The sequence below is a fragment of the Kitasatospora sp. NPDC094019 genome, from assembly GCF_044764505.1.
In the GTDB taxonomy this organism is placed as follows: Bacteria; Actinomycetota; Actinomycetes; order Streptomycetales; family Streptomycetaceae; genus Kitasatospora.
In genome coordinates, this window is sequence record NZ_JBIWIF010000008.1 from 157356 (window position 1) to 176273 (window position 18918).

Below are 18918 nucleotides of genomic sequence, written 5' to 3' on the forward strand. Positions count from 1 at the left end.
GACCAGTACGGTCGGGCCCTCCGCCGTTCCCGGGGTCGCGCACCCCGGCGGGCGCGTCGGCTCAGGCGGGCGGCTTGCCACCGGTGAGCACCCAGCGCACATCGACGAAGCCAGGCCGCTGCAGGGTCATCTGACCGCCCTTGACCACCTGGAACGTGACCCAGGTGTTCACCAACCGGGGCGACTCGGTGCTCGGCAGCATGTTGTTGGTGGCCCAGTTCAACGGCGGGGTGAGCCCGACGTCGATCGGCTCGCCACCGTCCAGCAGCGTCGTCACGGCCTTGCTGGAGACCGGCTGCCCGCCCGCGGTCAGGCGCTCGGAGATCTGCTTGAACACCTCGTAGGCGACCCAGGTGGTCTGCACCCCCGGGTCGGCGGCGTCGATGTGCCGACCGGAGTCGGCACGGATCACCGCGCGCAGGCCGTCCCAGATCTTCGCCGACTCCGGCGGGTACCAGCCGGTCACGAAGGCACCGGAGAGCGGGCCGCTGTCACCGCCGGTGGAGTCGACCACCGACTGCTGCACGCTGCCGATCACCGAGGCGATCCTGGTGTTCTTCGCCCCGGTCCGGCGGAAGGCGTCGAGCAGGTTGCCGGTCGGCTCGGCGCCCAGCGCGCTGGTGACGCAGTTGCCGGCCTGGTCGGTCCCGATCGCCTTGCGGACCACCGGGCTGTAGTCGTTGGACTTCTCCGGCGCCTTGACGTCCAGCAGCTTGATCCCGGCCGGCTTGAGCGCGTTGCCGAGGTAGCCGAGCAGGTTGTCACCGGCCGGGGTGTCCGGGCGGATCAGCGAGACGGCCTTGCAGCCGGCCTCCACCAGCTGGCGGCCGCTGCCACCGATCAGGGCCGGCATGCCGCCGCCCACCGGGTAGGACAGCGGGCTGCTGAACTCCGGCTGGGACAGTCCGTAGCCGCCGATCAGCGGGATGCCGGCGCGCTCCAGGACCGGCATGAAGTCGTCGCCGAACTGGCTGTAGGAGCCCAGTACCGCGACCGCCTTGGCGTCCACCGCCTGCTGCGCGCAGGCCCGGGCGCCGTCGGAGGTGTTGTGCTCGTTGCAGGTGATCACATTGAGCCGGCGGCCGCCGAGGCCGCCCTTGACGTTGAGGTCCCGGCCGATCGCCTCGGCCAGGGACGTCATGCCGGGACGGTCGGCCGACCCGGTGCCGGACGGCGCCCAGGTCATGACGGTGAGGTCGCCACTGCCGGTGGCGGCGTCGGCCGGTCCGCCGCACGCGGAGGCCGAGAAGAGGGTGGGAAGCAGCGCCGCGGCGGTCGCGGCGGCAGCGATCGGGCGCCGGCTGCGCCGTTCTGCGATCGGGTTCATGGCCTGGGACGAGCCCCTTCGGCTGGTCATGGGTCTATCCCTCCCGGGGCGCTCTCTGCTGCGCACCTGGACCAGCCAATCCCCGGTGCCGCAAGCAGAGAGGGCCGTAAAGCCAACAAACGACCAACGGCGGAGGAACTCCGGGCGGGAACGCGTGTAGATCGCGAGTGGAGTACGAACGGTGGGGGAACGTACGATCGTTCTCCATGTCCGCCAGCACAGAATCTTCGTATCGGTCTGCCCGAAACCCTTCTCGTCCGGGCCACCGCTCCAGCACGATGGGCGGCATGCCGCTCAACGACCTGCCCTGGTGGCGCTGGCGGGCCCGACTCCGCTCGGCCCTGCACATGCTCTCCGACCCCGGGTTCCAGCGGGAAGCCTGGCTGGCCGGCCGTGAGGGCTACGGCGATGTGACCGACGCCGTCTACCGGCTGGTCGAGGACACCTGGCTGGACCGCTGGTCCGCCGAGAAGTACATCGGCACGATCTTCCGCGACCCCGCCGAGGCCACCGCGGTCGACCTCGCGGTGCTGCGGGTCGTGCAGATCCTGCACGAGGTCGGTGCGGACGCGCCGGCCGCCGTCTATCTGGAGCACCACGACTGGCCGGAGGCGGTCCGGGCGGCCCGGGAGGCGCACGTCCTGCTGGCGGCCAACGACGGCGAGGACCCGGACGCGCCGCCGCGCTCGCTGGACATCCTGCGGATCCTGACCCAGGTCTGACCGGGGTCCGACCCGGGGCCGACCGGCCCGGCGTCCTGGTGGGGGCCGGTCCGCGCCGTCGCGTCCCGGAGTGCGGGCAGCCCGGCGGGGGGCGTCCCGGAGTGTGACACGCTGGAGCATTCACACCAGCACGAGCTCAGGACGGGATACCCCCACCGTGGAACAGCAGCCGGCCAGCGCCCAGTACGTCCTCACGCTGTCCTGCCCCGACAAGCAGGGCATCGTCCACGCGGTCTCCAGCTACCTCTTCATGACCGGGTGCAACATCATCGACAGCCAGCAGTTCGGTGACGGGGACAGCGGGCTGTTCTTCATGCGGGTGCACTTCTCGGCGGCCGAGCCGGTGACCGTCGACAAGCTGCGGGCCAGCTTCGCCGCGATCGGGGCCTCGTTCGGGATGGACTGGCAGATCCACCCCAGCGAGGAGAAGCTGCGGATCGTCCTGATGGTCAGCAAGTTCGGCCACTGCCTGAACGACCTGCTGTTCCGCACCCGGATCGGCGCGCTGCCGGTGGAGATCGCCGCGGTGGTGTCCAACCACACCGACTTCCGCGACCTCACCGAGGGCTACGGCATCCCGTTCCACCACATCCCGGTGACCAGGGAGAACAAGGACGAGGCCGAGCAGCAGCTGCTGGACCTGGTCGCGAAGGAGAACGTCGAGCTGGTCGTGCTGGCCCGCTACATGCAGGTGCTGTCGGACCACCTCTGCACCGCGCTCTCCGGCAAGGTGATCAACATCCACCACTCCTTCCTGCCGAGCTTCAAGGGCGCCAAGCCGTACCACCAGGCGCACACCCGGGGCGTGAAGCTGATCGGCGCCACCGCGCACTACGTCACCGCCGACCTCGACGAGGGCCCGATCATCGAGCAGGAGGTGGCCCGGGTGACCCACGATGTCACCCCGGACCAGCTGGTCGCGCTCGGGCGGGACGTCGAGTGCCAGGCGCTGGCGCGCGCGGTGAAGTGGCACAGCGAGCACCGGGTGCTGCTGAACGGCAGCCGGACGGTCGTCTTCGCCTGAGCCGGCGGTCCCCGCGCCGTCCGCTGTTCCCGCGCTGCCTGCCGGGCCGCTTGCCGCCTGCCGGGCCGCCTGCCGTGCCGCCGTTACGGCCGGGACAGCAGCGGCGTCGCGCGCAGCACCTCGCGGATCGCGGCCCGGTCGCCGTGCTCGCCGACCGGGACCCGGTCCGGGTCGCGGTGCGCGGCCGCCAGCTGGCAGAACTCCAGCCCGTCCAGCACCATCGCGGCCACCGGCTCACCGCCGGGCGGACCGGCGTCCGGGCCGTCCAGCGGTATCAGCCACTCGCCGGCCGCCGGACCGTCGATCACCAGCCGGATCCGACGGCCGGTCCGGCGCCCGGTGCCGGAGCCGTCCGGCCGCCCGTCGGGGCCGCCGAGCGCCGCGCCGGCCGGTTCGGGGCGCGCCGCCCGCCGCCCGGCCAGGGCCAGCGGCAGCATCCGCACCGCCAGGTCGATCATCTGCCGCAGGTGCTGCGGGGCCGGCGGGTCGTACGGGTAGGCGACCGCCCGGGCGACGTCCTCGCCGTGCACGTAGCACTCGAAGGCCCGGTCGACGAAGGCGTCCCGCAGCGGGACGGTCGCGAAGCCGAAGTCCACCGGGGTGTTGCCCTGCGGGGCGAGGGCGGCCGAGCGGACCAGTTCGTGGCAGTGCCGGCGCCATCGGGCGCGGACCCGCTGCGGCGGCAGGCCGGCCTGCTCGGCCGTGAGCCGGGCGGTGCGCTCGGTGATCCGGGCCCAGGGCGGGCCCGCCTGCGGCGGCACCCGGGGCGCGGCGACGACGGCTTCCTGCGGCGGGACCCGGCGTCCGGAGCCCGGCCGACCGCCGGCGCCCGGGCCGCCCGGCACCGGGTCGGGCAGGCCGAGCGCGACGGCCAGGTAGCCGTCCACGGCGGCGAGATGGCAGAGGACCTCGGCCGGGCGCAGGTACTCGGTGCCGCCGTGCCAGGGGAGTTCGACCACCTCCTGCCACTCCTCGGGGCCGAGGTCGCGCAGCAGGGCGTCGAGCTTGGCGGTCTCGGCGGTGTACGGCAGGCCCCAGACGGGCACCGGCAGGTCCGCCGGGCGGCGGGTCAGGCACCAGTCGAGCACCTGTTGGCGCAGGGCGCCGGGCTGGTCCAGCGGTTCCTCGACGGAGAGCCAGCCGGCCGCCTCGCGGAGCCGGCCGGCCTCCTCCGCGCACTGCGGGCAGTCGGCCAGGTGGAGTTCGAGCTCGGCGGCCTCGGGGGCGGGGACGGCGCCGAGGGCCCAGGCGCCGAGCAGTGAGCGCAGCGCCTCGTGCCGTTCGTCGGTGGTCGTCACGTCCCTCCGCCCTCCGTCCGTTGCCCGTCCTCCCCGTCCCGCGGCCGGTCCGTGCGCCACGGCCGGTCCGTACTCCGCAGTCGGTCCGCGCTCCGTGGCAGGTCGGTGCTCGGCGGCAGGTCCGCGCTCCCGGTGCTCGGGGCGGGGAGCCGGTGCCGCTCGCGCTCCTGCTCCAGCTCGGTGGCCAGCAGCGCCAGCCCCAGCCGCATCCGCTGCTTGGCGGCCTGCTCGCTGATCCCGAGCCGACGGGCCGTCTCCTGGTAGGTGCGGCCGTCGTAGTAGGACTCCGCGATGGTCTCACGCAGCGGTTCCGGCAGGGCGGAGACCACGTACTGGACCCGGGCGGCGGTGGCCACGGTACGGATCTCGTCCTCCTCGACGGGCCCGGCGAAGCCCGCCGCCCCGGCGCGGTGGGCGCGCAGCCGGTCCACCGCACGGCGGTGGGTCAGCGCGCCGAGCCAGGACCGGAGCGAACCGCGGGACGGGTCGAAGGACTCGGGGTGCTCCCAGACGTGGGCGAAGATCTCCCGGGTGAGTTGGGCCGCGGCGGTCTGGTCGGCCAGTATCCGGCCCGCCAATCCGTGCACCATCGGAGCGAGTTGGTCGTACAGCTCGCCGAGGGCGGTCTCCTCGCCCCGGGCCAGGCGCCGTTGCAGCTGCTCGTCCCGGCGCGGGGCGTCGTCGGTGGTGGCCACCGGTCACCACCCCTCCTGCCGGACCGACCGCTGACGCGTCCACGGTATCCCGGGCCGTTCGGCCGGTGGAGCGATTCGGGGAAGAACGGAGGCCGCTGCTTCGGATGGTCGGATGGTGGGATCTGCCGCCGATCGCGCTGTCGCGCCGTTCGAAGGTGGTTGGACATATGTCGCACGGGTGGTTCGCGAGTGGCGGGCGCGGCGCGAGGGGCGGACGGCGGTAGGTTCGCCTCTGCGTCCGGGGCCGGTCGGAGCGGCCGGGCGATCGCCGGTCCGAGGCTCGCCAGAGTGAGCGGGACAGTATGCCCTGCCCTGTCCCCCGATCGCTGGAATATGCCCGAAGCGCTTGCTGCGGTCCGCCGGCCGACTCATCCTGAGGCGTATTCGCGTCGCGGTCGATGTGCGGCGGACGAGCCGGTGCGGGCCCACCGCACCGGGCTCGACGTGCGGAGACCCGGCGGACGGCGGCGGCCCGGAGGACGGCGGCCCGGTGCGTACCCGGGCCGGCCGGGCGACCAGGGCCCGGTCGAGACGGTGCCGAACTGCGAGTGCGGGTGGTGGAGCGGTGCAGGTTCTTCAGGTACAGCTGGCGGTGCAGGCGGACCCTGCCGAGGTCGGCCGGGCCCGTCGGTGGGTCCGCTCCCGGCTGCTCAACCACGGGGTGGACCCGGACGCGCCGATCGCCGAGACGGTGGTGCTGGTGGTCTCCGAACTGGTCACCAACGCCGTGGTGCACACCGGTTGTCCGGCCGTGCTGCGGCTCTGCTTCCCGCTGGGCGACTTCCCGGGAGCGCCTCCGGACGGTTCCCCGGGCGGCGCGGCCGGGGGTCCGTCGGCCGACGGTTCGTCCGTCGGCGGCTCGTCCGACGGTCGGGCGAGCGGATCCTCGTCCTCAAGTGCGGTAGCGGCCGGGGGCGGTGAGGTGCGCGAGGCGGCGACGGTCGGTCCGCTGCGGGTCGAGGTCGCCGACGCCAGCCAGGTCGCCCCCGCTCCCCGGCACGCGGGCCCGGACGTCGACGCCACCAACGGGCGCGGGCTGGAGCTGGTCGAGCTGCTGTGCGACCGCTGGGGCTGGTACCCGGACGGCTCGGGCAAGCGGGTCTGGTGCGAGATCAGCCCGGACGCCCGGCCGGTCGAACCGCTGGCCACCGTCGACTGGGCGGCCCTCGCGCAGTAGGGACGGGACGCGGTCCGGCGCTTCCCGCGGGGCCGCGGCGGAGGCCGTCGGACCCCGTGATCGCCGGGCCGAAAGCTGACGCAACCATTCCGAATTTCGGACAACCCATTGACGTGACGTATCCGACTGATCACGCTTGGGTCAGTTCTCCGTCGCGAGGGGACGCCGAGGGACACCCGAACGCCGCCGCGGTGCTGCTGTCCAGGGGGATCACGTCAGCAGGGGGGCCGCAGGCAGGGCCGGTCGTGTGCCCGTTCCTCGGCGAGTGCGGAGAATGTCGCACGGGTTCAGGGACCCGTGCATCGAGGTCGGACGGCGGCCGGCTGTGCCGTGCTCGGGGTGCGCGCGGCCCGCCGTCGTCCGATCCGCCCGTCACGGGCGGCGCGTTTCGGCCACCGGCCCGCTTCCCCGGAGCGCGGACCCTGGTCGGCCGGTTCGCGCTCCCCCGAGCACGGACCACCGTTGGCCCGATTCCGACGAAAGCTGGCAGCCCCGCCCCTCGCCGCGCCACGGCCCCTTCGGGAGACTCGGCCGCGTGAACGAAGCGAACGCCCCCACCGGCACGGCGGCCGCGGCCGGGCCCGCAGGTCCTGCCGGCTCCGCAGGTCCTGCCGAACTCGCCGCCCCCGCCGGACCCGCGGGTTTCGTCGGGGCCGCGGACACCCGTCCCCTCCCGGCCCGCGCGCCCCGGGTGCACTACGCCTGGGTGGTGGCCGGCGTCGCCCTGGTGGTGCTGCTCGGCTCGGCCGGGTTCCGCTCCACGCCCAGTCTGATGATGGACGCGCTGCACACCGAGTTCGGCTGGTCGATGGGCACCATATCCAGCGCCACCTCGGTGAACCTCACGCTCTACGGCCTCACGGCGCCGTTCGCCGCCGCGCTGATGGACCGGTTCGGCGTCCGGCTGATGGTGGTCTGCGCGCTGCTGACCATCTCGGTCGGCTCCGGCCTCACCATGCTGATGCGTGAACCCTGGCAACTGGTGCTGTGCTGGGGCGTGCTGGTCGGCCTCGGCAGCGGTTCGATGGCCGGGGCGTTCGCCACCACCATCACCGGCCGCTGGTTCCGGGCCCGGCAGGGGCTGGTGACCGGGGTGCTGACGGCCGCCGGGGCGGCGGGCAACCTGGTCTTCCTCCCGCTCGGCGCCTGGCTGGTCGAGGAACACGGCTGGCGTTCGGCGGTCGTGGTGGTCTCACTGGCGGCCAGCGCGGTGGCCGTCCCGGTGCTGCTGCTGATGCGCGAGCGGCCCGCCGACCTCGGCCTGCTCCCGTACGGCGCGACCGAGCCGCCGCCCGTCCCGGCGGCCGATGGCCGGGCGCTGGCCCGTTCGCTGCGGGTGCTCAGGGATGCCGCCCGCACCCGGGCCTTCTGGCTGCTGGCCGCCTCCTTCGCGATCTGCGGCGCGACCACCGCCGGGCTGGTCGGCACCCACTTCATCCCGGCCGCCCACGACCACGGCCTGCCGGTCACCACGGCGGCGAGCCTGCTCGCGCTGATCGGCGTGTTCGACGTGATCGGCACCGTCGCCAGCGGCTGGTTCACCGACCGCTTCGACGCCGGCCGGCTGCTGGTCCTCTACTACGCGCTGCGCGGGCTCTCGCTGCTCCTGCTGCCGCAGCTGTTCGCCGGCTCGCTGGAACCGCCGATCCTGGCGTTCGTGATCTTCTACGGGCTCGACTGGGTGGCCACCGTCCCGCCGACCGTCGCGCTCTGCCGCCAGTACTTCGGGGAGGACGCGCCGATCGTCTTCGGCTGGGTGCTGGCCTGTCACCAGATCGGCGCCGCGGTGGTGGCCGGCCTGGCCGGGGTCGCCCGGGACAGGCTCGGCGACTACGACCTCGCCTGGTACCTGGCCGGCGGGCTCTGCGCGGTCGCGGTGCTGCTCTGCCTGGCCCTGCGGACGCCCGGGCGGACGGACCGCGCGGTTCCGGCGCTGATCTGAGCGTCCCGGTCCGGGCGCGTGCCCGGACCTGGCACCCGGACCGAGTGCCGGACCGAGCGCCCGGACCGTCCGGACCGAGTGGCCGGGCCGAGCGGGCGCCGAGGTGTCGTAAGAGGTGGCTAGGCTTCGTGACCATGACGCTGAGTTTCACCCTGGACCCCGGGGACGGCCCCGAACTGCGCGCCGAGGTCGTCGGTCTGTGGACGGCCGCCAGCAACGCCGGCGGCGCCGTGGGCTTCGTCCGCCCGGTGACCGAGGAGGAGGTCGGGGCGGTCGGGGAGGCGCAGTTCGCCCGGCTCGCCCCGGCCGGACCGGACCGGCTGCTGGTCGCCCGGGAGACCGGGACCGGGCGGCTGGCCGCCCTGCTGTTCCTGGAGTCGATGCGGTTCGGGCCGATGGACCACTGGCGGCTGGTCTCCAGGGTCATGGTCCACCCCGAGCTGCAGGGGCGGGGACACGGCGCGGCGCTGCTGGCCGAGGCCGAGCGGATCGGCCGGGAATGGGGGCTGGACGGACTGAAGCTCCAGGTGCGGGGCGGGATGGGCCTGGAGTCCTTCTACCTCCGCAGCGGGTACGTCGAGGTCGGCCGGGTGCCCGGCGCGATCCGGGTCGCCCCCGGCGACGACCGGGACGATGTCGTCATGTGGCGCGACCTGCGCTGATCATGGCCGCGCCGGGGCCGTCCCGGGCGGGACCCGTTCCCCGTCGGGCCCGTCGGGCATGCTTCACTGGGAGACCGGCCCGGTCCCAGGCAGCGAAGGATGTGTCCCCGGTGAGCAGCAAGGTGAGCAAGAAGTCGCACGCCACACTCCGCTACACCTCGATGCGGGTCTCCGTCTTCCTGGGCTGTCTGCTGGTCGTGCTGATCCTCGGCCACTTCCAGGTGATCCCGGTCTCCGGCGAGGCCGGGGTGATCTTCCTCTTCCTGCTGGCCGCCGTCGTCTCGGCGCCGCTCAGCTATGTGCTGCTCAGCCGGCAGCGGGACGAGATGTCGGTCGAGATCTCCGGCCGGGTGGACGGCATCCGCACCCGGACGGCCTCCCGGATCGCCGCGCAGAACGCCGAGGAGGACGCGGTGGACGACGCGCTGCGCGCCGAGGCCACCAGGACGCCCGCCGGCCCCGCCGCCCCGGCCCCGCAGAACTGACCCGCGCCACCGTGCCGGAGAACGCCGCGGCGGGGAACGCTGAGCCGGACACCGCGGAGCCGGAGCACGCGGGACCGGAGCACGCGGGACCGGACGCCGCGGAGCCCGAGCCCGCCGTACCGGCCGCCGGTACCTGGCCGGCCCCGGTCCGCCGCCCGACCGGCCGGGACGTCGCCCGCCTGGCCGGGGTCTCGCAGGCCACCGTCTCGCTGGTGTTCTCCGGCTCCGAGGCGGGCCGCCGGGTCTCCGACGCCACCCGCGAGCGGGTCCGCGAGGCCGCCCGGGGTCTCGGCTACCGTCCGCAGGCGGCCGGCCGTCAACTCCGTCTGGGCCGCAGCGGCATGATCCTGCTGGCGGTGCCGAACATCCTCGGCCCGTTCTTCGGCCGGGTGCTCGAAGGCGTCCACGAGGAGGCCGGCAAGCACGGCCTGGCCGTCGTGGTCAGTTCGGGCTGGGGGAGCGCCACCCTCGCCGAGGCCGCCACCACCAGCCGCTTCGACGGCCTGCTGATCTGCTCCCCGGACGACAGCCAGCTCGGTGACCTGCCCGCCGACACCCCCGTCGTCTTCCTGGACGCCGACCCCGGCACCGACCGGGCCCGCCCGACCGTCGAACTGGACGTCGGCGGCGGGATGCGCGCCGCCGTCGAGCACCTCGCCGCACTCGGCCACCGCCGGATCGCCCGGCTCCGTTCCACCCACGCCGCGTACACCTTCCGGGTCCGCCAGGCGGCCTTCGAGGAGACGGTCCTGGCCCTCGGCCTGGACGCGGTGGAACTCGGCGTCAGCCTGAACGAGGGGCAGGCGGCCGCACGCGAGGTCGCCCACCGCCTGCTGGAGCTGCCGGACCGGCCGTTCGCCGTGATCTGCGACGACGACGTGGTCGCCGCCGGGGTCTACCAGGCCGCGGCCGAGCGCGGCCTGCGGGTGCCCGCCGACCTTTCGGTGGTCGGGATCGACAACGTCCCGGTGGCCGCGCTGCTCACCCCGCCGCTCACCACCGTCGACCTGCCCGGCGAGGAGCTGGGCCGGGCCGGGGTGGCGGCGCTCGCCGGACTGCTCCGGGGCGAGGCGGTCGCACCCGTGCCGCCGCTCGCCACCTCGCTGGTGCTGCGGTCCTCCACCGCACCGGTGTCCCGGGAGCACTGACCCGGTCGGGTTCCCGGGCGTCCGTCCGCCGGTTCCTTCGCCTCCGTCGCCCCGGTCCGCCCCGTCGACGTGTCGCCGTATCGCCCCGCCGCACGGGCGCACGGGCGCGCGTGCGGGGCGGACGGGCGCGCGGTGCCGGCGCGGACCGGGGCGGGCACGACGAAGTGGCTGCGCCCGTCGACCAGACCACCGGTCCGACGGGCGCAGCCACGTCCATGGGGGTGCCGCGGGCGTCAGCCCACCGGCACCGGTTCGGCGGCGGGCAGCCGGTGCGCCCCGGCGGGCGCTCCGTCGACCGGGCGGAACCAGCGGCGGGCGCCGAACAGCAGCAGCCCGCCCAGGCCGATCCCGCCCGCCGCGCAGAGCGCCACCGACCGCAGCGAGCCCTCCGCGAGGTGGCCGGAGACCGCGTAGCCCAGCGAGTTCCCGGTCGCGAAGAGCGTGACCAGCCAGGCGAAGGCTTCGGTCACGGTGCCCTTCGGGGCCAGCTCGGCGACCAGCACGAAGGCGGCCGCCAGCAGCGGCGCCAGCGCGATCCCGGAGACGAAGGCGAGGACCGCCATCGCGGCCGGTCCCGGGACCAGCACCAGCGGCAGGTAGCTGACGGCCATGCCGAGCGCCATCAGCCACGTGCGGGTGGCCGTCGAGCTGCGCCACCGCACCGCGCCGTAGGCGAGCGCGCCGAGCAGGCCGCCGAGCGCCGCCAGGGCCAGCAGACTTCCGGCCCCGCCGGGCAGGCTGCCCCCGTGCTGGGCCTCGGCGTAGGCGATGAACAGCACGTTCTGCGCGCCGACCGCCCAGCCGGCTCCGGCCAGGCCGATCAGCAGCAGGACCAGGCCGGGGGAACGGAGCGGTCCGAGCAGACCGGCCGAGTGCGCGCGCGCCGGTGCCTGCCAGGCGCGGGCCGGCGCGGTGGAGGCGACCACCAGTGCCCCGGCCAGGCCGAGTCCGGCCGCCACCCAGAGCGCGGTGACCGGGCCGGCGGTGCCCGCGATACCGGCCACCGCGAGCGGGCCGGCGACGTAGAGGATCTGCTGGGCGGCGGAGTCGAAGGCGTAGGCGGTGTCGAGCTGCTCCTCCTCGACGACGTCCGGCCAGAGCGAGCGCAGGCAGGGTTCGAGCGGGGGCATCGCCAGTCCGGCGATCGCGGCGCCGGCGGTGGCGGCGATCGCGGAGGCCGGTGCCAGCGCCAGCAGGGCGTACCCACCGCCGGCGATCACCGCGGAGACGAGCAGGACGCGCGGCTGGCCGGTGCGGTCCACGATCCGGCCGAGCACCGGCCCGCCGATGGCCGCCGCGATCGCGTACGCGGCGGTGGCCAGCCCGATCCGGCTGTAGGGCGCGCCGGCGTCGCGCAGCGCGAGGGCGATCACCAGGGCGGTCATGCCGGCCGGGAGGCGGCCGAGCAGGGTGCCGAAGAGCAGTCGGCCGACGTGCGGGGCGCGGAGCAGGGCGAGGTAGCCCATGGGCGGGATTCTCCGGTCTGGGCAGGGGACGGGCGGGGATGTTCTCCAAGTTATACGTATAACTGCTGAGCGGTCAATCGGGCCCGCGCGGAGCGTCCGCGGGCGGCCTCCGGGCTCGCCCGCCACCCGCTCGGCGTCGCGCCCGGTGCCCGTTCGGCGTCGCGCCCGGATCCTTCGCGCCCGGACCTCAAACAACTACTTTGAACATCTCAAACCTTTACTGCTAACGTATCGCCCATGACCACCTCAGACGCACGTTCGGCGCACGGCCTGGGCTCGCAGCCCGGTGCCGCCCGCGGGCGTCTGTCCGGTGCTGTGGACAGCCCGCGCCGTTGTCGCGCCATGAGCTGTATTCAGGCGGCACGCCCCTGATCGGGGCCGGTTCCCTTCCCGCTCCGGCTCCCGCGCCGTGCCGCCTTTCCCGCCCCCCGCCACACCCCAGTCACGCCTCCCCCGGAGCCGCACCGTCATGTCCACAGCGCCCGAGGCGACCTCGTCGCCGTCCGTGCTCGCCAGTCTGCGTAATTCCAAGCTGGGCAAGACGCCCTTCTGGGCCCAGATCGTCGCCGGCCTCGTGCTCGGCGTCGCCCTCGGCTACCTGGCCCGCGCGGCCGACATCTCCTGGCTGGCCACCACCCTGGAGACCATCGGCCGGATCTTCGTCCAGCTGCTGAAGCTCGCCGTCCCGCCGCTGGTCTTCACCGCGATCCTGGTCAGCGTCGCCAACCTGCGGAACGTCACCAACGCCGCCCGGCTGGCCGTTCGCACCCTGCTCTGGTTCGCGATCACCTCGCTGATCGCGGTGGCCATCGGCCTCGGCCTCGGCCTGCTCACCAACCCGGGCGAGGGCACCCACCTCAAGACCGAGGGCCTCAAGCCGCCGAAGTCCACCGGCAGCTGGATCGACTTCCTCACCGGGATCTTCCCGACCAACATCGTGACCGCGTTCACCGAGGTCGAGGTCCTGCAGATCGTCTTCCTGGCGATCGTGGCCGGCGCCGCGATCATCAAGCTCGGCGCCAAGGCCGAGCCGGTGCTCAAGCTCAGCGAGTCGGTGCTCGAACTGATCCAGACCGCCCTCTGGTGGGTCATCCGGCTCTCGCCGCTCGGCACCCTCGGCCTGATCGGCAAGTCCGTCGCCAAGTACGGCTGGGACCTGCTGGAGCCGTTCGCGACGCTGACCGTCGACGTCTACGTCGGTTGCGCGCTGGTGCTGTTCGGCGTCTACTCGCTGCTGCTGAAGTTCGCCGCCGGCCTCAACCCGGTCAACTTCTTCAAGGGCGCCTGGCCCGCCATCCAGCTGGCCTTCGTCTCCCGCTCCTCGGTCGGCACCCTGCCGGTCACCCGCCGGGTCACCGAGCGCCTGGGCGTCCCGAGCGAGTACGCCTCGTTCGCCGTCCCGTTCGGCGCCACCACCAAGATGGACGGCTGCGCCGCGATCTACCCCTCGCTGGCCGCGATCTTCGTCGCCCAGGTGTACGGCATCGACCTCGGCATCAAGGACTACCTGCTGATCGCCTTCGTCTCGGTGATCGGCTCGGCCGCCACCGCCGGTCTGACCGGTGCGATCGTGATGCTGACGCTGACCCTCTCCACCCTGGGTCTGCCGCTGGAGGGCGTCGGCCTGCTGCTGGCCATCGACCCGATCCTGGACATGATGCGCACCGCGACCAACGTCGCGGGCCAGGCCCTGGTGCCGATCGTGGTCGCGGCCCGGGAGAAGACGCTCGACCTGGTCGCGTACAACAACCCGACCGGTGATCTCTACGACGAGGCTCCGGCCCCGGTCGCCGTCCCGGCCCAGGCCGGTGCCAAGGCCCCCGCGACGGCCTGACGGTCGCCCCGCACGGACGCGGCCCCCTCTCCCGGTGAACGGGGGAGGGGGCCGCTCCGCGTTGCGCGGACAACACCGGGACGACGCCGGGACGACGCCCGGAGAACGTCCGGACAACAAGGCAGGGGGCCCGCCGACCGGCGGGCCCCCTTGGGTACTGCTGCTCTTGTGCTCACCATGACGGCCTACGGCCGCCGGTGGACCCGACGGGTCCCGAGCGATCAGATCCTCATCGAGGATGGTTCAGACAAGGGTGACGTTCTCCGCCTGCGGGCCCTTCGGACCCTGAGTGACGTCGAAGCTGACCGCCTGGTTCTCCTCCAGCGAGCGGAAACCGCTCGCGTTGATGGCGGAGTAGTGGACGAAGACGTCGGGGCCGCCGCCATCCTGGGCGATGAAGCCGAAGCCCTTCTCAGCGTTGAACCACTTGACGGTTCCCTGAGCCATGCCGTTCTCCTTGCGAGGGACGTGTCGGGGACCACACCGTGTGGCGCCCGGTCCGCTGCGCTGATCGCCCTGCCTTCGGACGGGTCCGAAGTTTTCGATATTGCTGAAAAACTACAAAAAGCCTGCGGTTACATGCTCCGCAGGCTTCAAGTACCGCAAGGGGAATCAAACTGCAACTGAGGGCAACGCTAGCATGCGGCTGCTGTGACGACCAGGGGTGACTTGCGGGCTGGACGCCGCGTGTCGTAAGGCGGTTGTGGTGATCGGCACGGTGAGTCACGGAAGGGTGGTGCGGAGCTTCCCGACCAGCGGGCATACCCTGCGGGGAGGCGCACGAACAGCAAGGGAGCGGCGCGGTGGCAGTACCGGACGAGGAAACGCGGGAGACCCGGGAGAACACCCCGGTCCGGCCCCGAGTGGGGCATATTCAGTTCCTGAACTGCGTGCCCCTCTACTGGGGGCTGGCCAGGACCGGCAACCTGCTCGACCTGGACCTCACCAAGGACACCCCGGAGAAGCTCAGCGACCAGCTGGTCGAGGGTTCGCTGGACATCGGCCCGATCACCTGTGTGGAGTACCTGCGCCACGCGGACGAACTGCTCGTGCTCCCCGACATCGCGGTCGGCAGCGACGGCCCGGTGATGTCCTGCGTGATCGTCAGCAAGGTGCCGCTCGCCGAGCTGGACGGCCGGAAGGTCGCCCTCGGCTCCACCAGCCGCACCTCGGTCCGGCTCGCCCGCCTGCTGCTGGAGGAGCGCGAGGGGGTGCGGCCGGAGTACTACAGCTGTCCGCCCGACCTGGAGGCGATGCTCGCCGAGGCCGACGCGGCCGTGCTCATCGGCGACCCGGCGCTGCGCGCCTACCTGGGTCAGGCCGCCGAACGCGGTCTGACCGTGCACGATCTGGGCGAGATGTGGAAGGAGTGGACCGGGCTCCCGTTCGTCTTCGCCGTCTGGGCCGCCCGCCGCGACTTCGCCGAGCGCCGGCCCGAACTGACCGCCGCCGTCCACCGCGCCTTCCTGGAGTCCCGGGACCTCTCGCTGGTCGAGGCCCGCGAGGTGGCGACGCACGCGGCCCGCTGGGAAGCCTTCGACGCGGAGGTGCTGGAACGGTACTTCAGTGAGGCGCTGGACTTCTCGCTCGGCGAGCGGCAGTTGGCCGGGATGACGGAGTTCGCCCGGCGGGTCGCGCACGACAGCGGCTTCGCGCCCGATGTGGCCGTCCGGCTGCTGGAGCCCGCGCCGGTGGAGCGGTTGGAACCGGTCCTGCTGGAGCCGGCGCCGCTGGTGGTCTGAGCACGTCCCCGCTCCCGTGCCGCCGCTTCCTCCCGGGCGTTCCGGCTCCGGGAGGAAGCGGGTTGTCGCACGGCGGCCTCCCGCCGCCCGATAGCGTCTGCACGCGAGCGGGCCCCGGTAGCGGGCCGGGCGGGTGACGGGAGCGTGCGGGGGATGCAGGCACTGGGATCGGACGATCCGCGCCAGGTGGGCGCGTACCGGCTGCTGCGACGCCTCGGCGCGGGCGGCATGGGCCGGGTCTACCTCGGCCGGACGGTGGGCGGCCGCACGGTGGCGGTCAAGGTGGTTCGCGGCGAACTCGCCGAGGACGCCGAGTTCCGGGCCCGGTTCCGGCAGGAGGTGGCCGCCGCCCGCCGGGTCGGCGGGGACTGGACGGCTCCCGTCCTGGACGCCGACACCGAGGGCGCCCACCCCTGGGTGGCCACCGGCTACGTCGCCGGCCCCGCGCTGGGCGGCGCCGTCCGGGAGTACGGGCCGCTGACCGACCCCGCCGTCCGCACCCTGGGCGTCGTCCTGGCCCAGGCCCTGGAGCACGTGCACGGGCTCGGCCTGGTGCACCGGGACGTCAAGCCGTCCAACGTCCTGCTCACCCTGGACGGCCCGAGGCTGATCGATTTCGGCATCGCCCGCGCCCTCGACGCGGCCACCGGGCTCACCCAGTCCGGGTTCGTGGTCGGATCGCCCGGCTTCATGTCGCCGGAGCAGGCGAACGGCCGCCCGGTCGGGCCGCCCGGCGACGTCTTCTCGCTCGGCGCGGTGCTCGCGTACGCGGCCACCGGGGTGCACCCGTTCGGCGAAGGGGTGAGCGCGGCCGTCCTGCTCTACCGCGTGGTGCACGAGGAGCCGGACCTGAGCGGGCTGGCGCCCGGGCCGCTGCGGTCGATCGTGCTCGCCTGTCTGGCCAAGGACCCGGCGGTCCGGCCGACACCGCGGCGGCTGCGGGAACTGCTGGACCCCGACGGCTCGGCGGTCGGCCGGCTGGGGCACGGCGGCTGGCTCCCGCCGGCGCTGGCGGCCGCGGTGGGGCGCAGTGCGGTGCAGCTGCTGGACCTGGAAGGGGAGGAGGACGGCTCCGTCGGCGGGGGCGGGGTGGGGGCAGGGGTCGGCGTTGACGCGGAACGGACGCCGACCTTTGTGCCGGGGGGCGGCGGGGTTCCGGTCGGTGGGCCGGTCGGTGGACCGGTCGGGAGCGAGGGTGCTTCCGGGACGGGGTCGCGGTCGGTGTGGTCCGTGTCAGCGGTGCGGCCCCTGCCGGAGGACGCCGCCCGTGCGTCGCGGCGGCGGGGTGTGGCGGCACTGGTGGCCGCCGCGGTGCTGCTGGCGCTCGCGGGGGGCGGGTACGGCGCGTACCGGGCGTGGGGGCCCGACGAACCAGGACCGGGGCCGACGCCGGTGGCGTCCGGCGGGAGCGCGACCGGGGCGCAGACCACGACGCCGGGTGCGACGCAGGTGACCGGTGGGGCCACCGGCGGGACCACCCAGGCGCCGCCCTCGGCGGCTCCGTCGGGCTTGTCGCCCTCGCCGACCGGTTCCACCGGTTCCACCGCGACGGCCGCGCCGTCGGGGCCGAACGTCGTGCCGACGGCCTTCCTCGGGACCTGGCGCGGGGACATGGTCACCCAGAAGGGGGTTCCCGCCGGCACCACCACCCTGGTCATCGGCCGGTCCGCGATCGGGCAGGAGGCCACCACCAGTCGCAACGAGCTGACCGGACTGCTCTCGATCACCTGTGAGGGCGCCTGGACGCTCACCGCGGTCGAGCCGGAGAAGCTCGTCTTCACCTCCCGCCTCGTCCGTTCCTCGCTGCCCGGGGCCTGCACCGGCGGTTCCTACTCGGAGACGCTCACCCTCCAGCAGGACGGCACCGTCCGCTTCGCCTCCGCCGACCCCAGTGCCGGGAGCCCGTCCGGGACGCTGCGGCGGACGGGCTGACGCGGGGCTCCGAGGGCCCTGGCGTAGGCTGATCCGGATGAGACCCGGTGCCGTGGCACGGGGTCGCCGCACGTCGCGGCACCCGGAGCGGTCGGCGCAGCCGAACGGCCCGGAACACGCGAAGTACCGGTAGCACCCGATGTACCGGAAGTACCCGAAGTACCCGAGAGAGAGAAGGCCGCCAGGTGTCCGAGCTCGCAGCGACCACCCTCGATGCGCCCAGCACCGACCTGCAGGCCGTCCTCGACCGGGCCGCCGGCGGAGGCAGGATCAGCCCGGAGGAGGCGCTGGAGCTCTACCGCTCGGCCCCCCTGCACGCGCTCGGCTCGGCCGCCGACGCCGTGCGCCGCCGCCGCTACGCCGGTACCGAGCACATCGCGACGTACATCATCGAGCGCAACATCAACTACACCAACGTCTGCGTGACGGCGTGCAAGTTCTGCGCCTTCTACGTGCCGCCGAAGAGCGACAAGGGCTGGTCCCGCGACCTCGACGAGATCCTGCGCCGCTGCGCGGAGACCGTCGAGCTGGGCGGCACCCAGATCATGTTCCAGGGCGGCCACCACCCGGACTACGGCGTCGAGTACTACGAGCGCGCCTTCTCGGCGATCAAGGCGGACTTCCCGCAGCTGGTGATCCACTCGCTGGGCGCCTCCGAGGTCGACCACATGGCGCGGATCTCGGGCGTCTCGATCGAGGAAGCCATCACCCGGATCCACAAGGCGGGTCTGGACTCCTTCGCCGGCGCCGGCGCCGAACTGCTGCCGGAGCGCCCGCGCAGGGCGATCGCGCCGCTCAAGGAGTCGGGCGAGCGCTGGCTGGAGATCATGGAGGCCGCCCACAGGCTGGGCGTCGAGTCCACCTCCACCATGCTGATGGGCACCGGCGAGACCAACGCCGAGCGGATCGAGCACCTGCGGATGATCCGCGACGTGCAGGACCGCACCGGCGGCTTCCGCGCCTTCATCCCGTACACCTACCAGCCGCAGAACAACAAGCTCCAGGGTTCCACCCAGGCGACCGTCTTCGAGTACCTGCGGATGATCGCCATCGCCCGCCTGTTCCTCGACAACATCGCCCACATCCAGGGCTCCTGGCTGACCACCGGCAAGGAGGCCGGCCAGCTGTCGCTGCACTACGGCGCGGACGACCTCGGCTCGGTCATGCTGGAGGAGAACGTGGTCTCGGCGGCCGGTGCCAAGCACCGCTCCAACCTCACCGAGCTGATCCACCTGATCCGGGCCGCCGACCGCGTCCCCGCGCAGCGCTCGACCACCTACCAGCACCTGCGCGTGCTGGACGACCCGGCCAACGACCCGGTCGACCCGCGGGTCGCCTCGCACATCGCCTCCACGGCGATCGAGGGCGGCACGGCGCACCCGGAGCTGAAGATCCTCGACAACCGCTGATCATCGGCTTCCGGCTTTTCCGGCTTGGGGCCGGTGGTCGTCGGCCGCCGACTTC

General features: G+C 73.6%; 16 protein-coding genes. 11 read left to right on the top strand and 5 right to left on the bottom strand.

Features of this window, described 5'->3' with window-relative positions; translation table 11 throughout:
* Positions 1-61: 61 nt before the first annotated feature.
* Positions 62-1357 carry an ABC transporter substrate-binding protein gene (locus tag ACIQ9P_RS19895; RefSeq protein WP_402357355.1) on the bottom strand — a complete coding sequence of 432 codons (1296 nt, stop codon included), beginning with the start codon at positions 1355-1357 and terminating at the stop codon, positions 62-64.
* Between the two features lie 176 nt (positions 1358-1533).
* Between ACIQ9P_RS19895 and ACIQ9P_RS19900 the strand changes: the two genes are divergently transcribed.
* Positions 1534-2049 carry a hypothetical protein gene (locus ACIQ9P_RS19900; protein ID WP_402357358.1) on the top strand — a complete coding sequence of 172 codons (516 nt, stop codon included), beginning with the start codon at positions 1534-1536 and terminating at the stop codon, positions 2047-2049.
* 157 nt (positions 2050-2206) lie between these two features.
* A complete protein-coding gene (gene purU / locus ACIQ9P_RS19905; RefSeq protein WP_402357361.1) occupies positions 2207-3073 on the top strand; it encodes a formyltetrahydrofolate deformylase in 867 nt (288 codons plus the stop codon).
* A gap of 83 nt (positions 3074-3156) precedes the next feature.
* On the opposite strand, the gene ACIQ9P_RS19910 is transcribed toward purU, so the two are convergent.
* Together ACIQ9P_RS19910 and ACIQ9P_RS19915 are read right to left on the bottom strand one after the other, a co-directional pair.
* Positions 3157-4371 (bottom strand): zf-HC2 domain-containing protein, encoded by a 1215-nt coding sequence (locus ACIQ9P_RS19910; RefSeq protein WP_402357364.1) that lies wholly within the window; start codon positions 4369-4371, stop codon positions 3157-3159.
* A complete protein-coding gene (locus tag ACIQ9P_RS19915; protein ID WP_402357367.1) occupies positions 4368-5066 on the bottom strand; it encodes a sigma-70 family RNA polymerase sigma factor in 699 nt (232 codons plus the stop codon). Before ACIQ9P_RS19915 ends, ACIQ9P_RS19910 begins: the two co-directional genes overlap by 4 nt.
* Before the next feature lie 565 nt (positions 5067-5631).
* Here ACIQ9P_RS19915 and ACIQ9P_RS19920 point away from each other — a divergent pair.
* From ACIQ9P_RS19920 to ACIQ9P_RS19940, 5 genes are all read left to right on the top strand, one after another.
* Positions 5632-6243 carry an ATP-binding protein gene (locus ACIQ9P_RS19920; protein ID WP_402357370.1) on the top strand — a complete coding sequence of 204 codons (612 nt, stop codon included), beginning with the start codon at positions 5632-5634 and terminating at the stop codon, positions 6241-6243.
* 535 nt (positions 6244-6778) lie between these two features.
* Complete coding sequence (locus tag ACIQ9P_RS19925) at positions 6779-8185, top strand: MFS transporter (protein ID WP_402357373.1); 1407 nt, start codon at positions 6779-6781, stop codon at positions 8183-8185.
* Between the two features lie 134 nt (positions 8186-8319).
* Positions 8320-8847 carry a GNAT family N-acetyltransferase gene (locus tag ACIQ9P_RS19930; protein WP_402357376.1) on the top strand — a complete coding sequence of 176 codons (528 nt, stop codon included), beginning with the start codon at positions 8320-8322 and terminating at the stop codon, positions 8845-8847.
* Positions 8848-8957: 110 nt separating this feature from the next.
* On the top strand, positions 8958-9332 hold the full coding sequence (locus tag ACIQ9P_RS19935; RefSeq protein ID WP_402357379.1) for a DUF4229 domain-containing protein: 375 nt from the start codon (positions 8958-8960) through the stop codon (positions 9330-9332).
* Between the two features lie 11 nt (positions 9333-9343).
* Complete coding sequence (locus ACIQ9P_RS19940) at positions 9344-10480, top strand: LacI family DNA-binding transcriptional regulator (protein ID WP_402357382.1); 1137 nt, start codon at positions 9344-9346, stop codon at positions 10478-10480.
* A gap of 233 nt (positions 10481-10713) precedes the next feature.
* On the opposite strand, the gene ACIQ9P_RS19945 is transcribed toward ACIQ9P_RS19940, so the two are convergent.
* Positions 10714-11946 (bottom strand): MFS transporter, encoded by a 1233-nt coding sequence (locus ACIQ9P_RS19945; RefSeq protein ID WP_402357385.1) that lies wholly within the window; start codon positions 11944-11946, stop codon positions 10714-10716.
* Between the two features lie 469 nt (positions 11947-12415).
* On the opposite strand from ACIQ9P_RS19945, the gene ACIQ9P_RS19950 reads away from it, so the two are divergent.
* Complete coding sequence (locus ACIQ9P_RS19950; protein ID WP_402357388.1) at positions 12416-13780, top strand: dicarboxylate/amino acid:cation symporter; 1365 nt, start codon at positions 12416-12418, stop codon at positions 13778-13780.
* A gap of 243 nt (positions 13781-14023) precedes the next feature.
* Here the strand turns inward: ACIQ9P_RS19950 and ACIQ9P_RS19955 are convergent, their stop codons facing one another.
* The gene (locus tag ACIQ9P_RS19955) at positions 14024-14227 is read right to left on the bottom strand and encodes a cold-shock protein (RefSeq protein WP_030393541.1); all 204 of its coding nucleotides are present in this window, start codon (positions 14225-14227) and stop codon (positions 14024-14026) included.
* Positions 14228-14583: 356 nt separating this feature from the next.
* Between ACIQ9P_RS19955 and ACIQ9P_RS19960 the strand changes: the two genes are divergently transcribed.
* The 3 genes from ACIQ9P_RS19960 (at position 14584) to mqnC (ending at position 18863) form a co-directional block, all read left to right on the top strand.
* The gene (locus ACIQ9P_RS19960; RefSeq protein ID WP_402357391.1) at positions 14584-15522 is read left to right on the top strand and encodes a menaquinone biosynthetic enzyme MqnA/MqnD family protein; all 939 of its coding nucleotides are present in this window, start codon (positions 14584-14586) and stop codon (positions 15520-15522) included.
* 153 nt (positions 15523-15675) lie between these two features.
* Positions 15676-17454 carry a serine/threonine-protein kinase gene (locus ACIQ9P_RS19965; RefSeq protein WP_402357394.1) on the top strand — a complete coding sequence of 593 codons (1779 nt, stop codon included), beginning with the start codon at positions 15676-15678 and terminating at the stop codon, positions 17452-17454.
* A gap of 185 nt (positions 17455-17639) precedes the next feature.
* Positions 17640-18863, top strand: coding sequence for a cyclic dehypoxanthinyl futalosine synthase (mqnC, locus tag ACIQ9P_RS19970; RefSeq protein ID WP_402357397.1), 1224 nt, complete (start codon positions 17640-17642; stop codon positions 18861-18863).
* Positions 18864-18918: the final 55 nt, after the last annotated feature.

Excerpts from the sequence above, each read along its gene's own strand:
- ACIQ9P_RS19895 (WP_402357355.1), bottom strand. The coding sequence starts at position 1,357 with ATGACCAGCCGAAGGGGCTCGTCCCAGGCCATGAACCCGATCGCAGAA.
- ACIQ9P_RS19900 (WP_402357358.1), top strand. The coding sequence starts at position 1,534 with ATGTCCGCCAGCACAGAATCTTCGTATCGGTCTGCCCGAAACCCTTCT.
- ACIQ9P_RS19930 (WP_402357376.1), top strand. The coding sequence starts at position 8,320 with ATGACGCTGAGTTTCACCCTGGACCCCGGGGACGGCCCCGAACTGCGC.
- ACIQ9P_RS19945 (WP_402357385.1), bottom strand. The coding sequence starts at position 11,946 with ATGGGCTACCTCGCCCTGCTCCGCGCCCCGCACGTCGGCCGACTGCTC.
- ACIQ9P_RS19950 (WP_402357388.1), top strand. The coding sequence starts at position 12,416 with ATGTCCACAGCGCCCGAGGCGACCTCGTCGCCGTCCGTGCTCGCCAGT.
- ACIQ9P_RS19955 (WP_030393541.1), bottom strand. The coding sequence starts at position 14,227 with ATGGCTCAGGGAACCGTCAAGTGGTTCAACGCTGAGAAGGGCTTCGGC.
- ACIQ9P_RS19965 (WP_402357394.1), top strand. The coding sequence starts at position 15,676 with ATGCAGGCACTGGGATCGGACGATCCGCGCCAGGTGGGCGCGTACCGG.